The sequence below is a fragment of the Candidatus Competibacter phosphatis genome, from assembly GCF_012939995.1.
In the GTDB taxonomy this organism is placed as follows: domain Bacteria; phylum Pseudomonadota; class Gammaproteobacteria; order Competibacterales; family Competibacteraceae; genus Competibacter; species Competibacter phosphatis.
In genome coordinates this window covers 1-1,958 of the sequence record NZ_SPMZ01000090.1, presented here as the reverse complement: position 1 = coordinate 1,958, position 1,958 = coordinate 1, and the positions used below count along the sequence as shown (strand labels likewise).

Here is a 1,958-nt window from a genome sequence, read left to right as displayed (position 1 = left end):
CTGGAGCTTGCCAAGGAAGGCGATGGAATCGCATCGTCATAAGTGTTGGCCGGCAGCCAGCCTGCTTCGTGCGTGTCGAGCAGCCAAGTTCCCGAGTCGTCGCTTTCCACCAAAAACTCGCCGTCAGGAGTCAGGATACGCCCGAACGAATGCCCCTGTTGGGTGGTGACCAGCACCCGATAGATATCGTCGTGGTCCTTGAGATGCCCCACCCAGGTCGTGCCGCCGCTGGCGTGCAGTATCTGGTTATCCTGGACGACTTCATAGCGAACACCGTTGGGCGCGGATAGCAAGACGGTGGCTGGCGGCAGGCCGGTTTCGCTCAACCGGGCGTTAATCCGCACTGGGTAGCGACCCGCCGGCGTTGCCGCCGCTTTGCTCCGGCTTTGTTGGGTCGGACCCTCATCCGGCACGAACAACTCCGGTATGTCCGGCGTGGTAACGATCGCCGCTGCAGCGGTCAGGTAGCCGTCCGCCGCGGGGCTGGATGGCAGCGGCAAAATGGCTAATAGACAAGAGACGAGCAAGACCAAGAAAGGGCGGTTTTGCATGGCGTACCCTCCATGCAGAAGTGTATATAAAATAATACTACCGTTTTTTTATCTAGACGGTAAAGGGCATTCCATAGCCGCCGTCCGCCCTGACTCAAACCCACGAACAAGCCTTGTGGCAGAAAAATCATCACCACCATCAACAGCGCGCCGTGGATCAGCATCTCGTAATCCTCGAACACCACCAGCCCTTCGTTCAGCAAAGTCAGGGCGATGGCGCCACAGGCCGCGCCAAAGGTGGAGGCCATGCCGCCGAGCACCACCATGATGACCAATTCAACCGAAACGAGCAGATTGAAGGAATCCGGACTGACGAACGCCTGCTGGTGGGCAAACAGACTACCGGCGAAAGCGGCGAACAGGGCGGAAACCACGAACACCTGAGTCTTGGCGCGGGTGGTATCGATCCCCATCATCCGCGCGGCGAATTCGGAACCACGCACCGCCCGCAAGGCGCGGCCGACCCGCGAGTCGACGATGTTGAGCGACAGCCAGATCGCCAGCAGCGCGGCGGCAGCGACCACGCCGTACCAGCGCCGGTCATCGTCAACCTCCCAGCCCAACAGATTCAGCGGTGGAATACCGGCCATGCCGTCCGGACCGCCGGTCCAGTCGGTGGCTTGCACCATGACGACATGGACGATGATGCCGAAGCCCAGCGTCGCCATGGCCAGATAGTGACCGCGCAGACGCAGGATCGGCCGCGCCAGCAGCCAAGCGGTTAAGCCAGCAACCAGCAATCCCACCGCCATGGCCAACAGCGATGGCCAAGCGTAGCGGGTGGTCAGAATGGCGGAGGCGTAGGCACCCATGCCGAAAAAGGCGGCGTGGCCGAGAGAAATTTGCCCGGCGTAGCCCATCAGCAGGTTGAGACCCACCGCGAGAATGACATGCAGACCGGCGGACACGCCGACCACGGTGACGAAGTAGTTGTTCGGAAACAGCAAGGGCAGCAGCGCAACCCCCACTGCGAAGGCACTGAAGCCGACCAATCGCATCGGTTCAGACCCGTTCCGCGGTCTTGTGACCGAATAATCCGGTCGGCTCGAAGAACAGCACCATCAATACGAACAGGAAGGCGATGGCATCCTTGTAGCCGGAGGAGATAAAACCCGCGCCGAGGCTTTCCAGCACCCCCAGCAGCAGACCGCCGGCCACCGCGCCCATCGGGTTGCCGATGCCGCCGACGATGGCGGCGGAAAAGCCCTTGAGCCCGAGCATGACGCCGGCCTCGTAGGAAGTGAAGGTGATCGGTGCGATCAGAATGCCGGCCAACGCCCCCAAGGCGGCGGATAGAGCGTAAGCCAGGCGCAGCATGACCCGCACGTCGATGCCGACCAACTGGGCGGCGTCGCGGTTAAACGAGCAGGCCAGCAACGCCTTGCCCAACAGGGTGCGGTTGAAAAA

2 protein-coding genes and 1 pseudogene are annotated in these 1,958 nt (G+C 61.7%); all 3 read right to left on the bottom strand.

The window, feature by feature from the left end; all coding sequences use genetic code 11:
- Positions 1 to 551: pseudogene (locus tag E4P82_RS20555) on the bottom strand (hypothetical protein); the annotation flags it as partial.
- Positions 506 to 1,549 (bottom strand): branched-chain amino acid ABC transporter permease, encoded by a 1,044-nt coding sequence (locus E4P82_RS20550; protein WP_169250626.1) that lies wholly within the window; start codon positions 1,547 to 1,549, stop codon positions 506 to 508. The gene E4P82_RS20550 and the pseudogene E4P82_RS20555, both read right to left, overlap by 46 nt.
- A gap of 4 nt (positions 1,550 to 1,553) precedes the next feature.
- Positions 1,554 to 1,958, bottom strand: a 405-nt coding sequence (locus E4P82_RS20545) for a branched-chain amino acid ABC transporter permease (RefSeq protein ID WP_169250625.1), incomplete at its 5' end; no start/stop codon positions are given.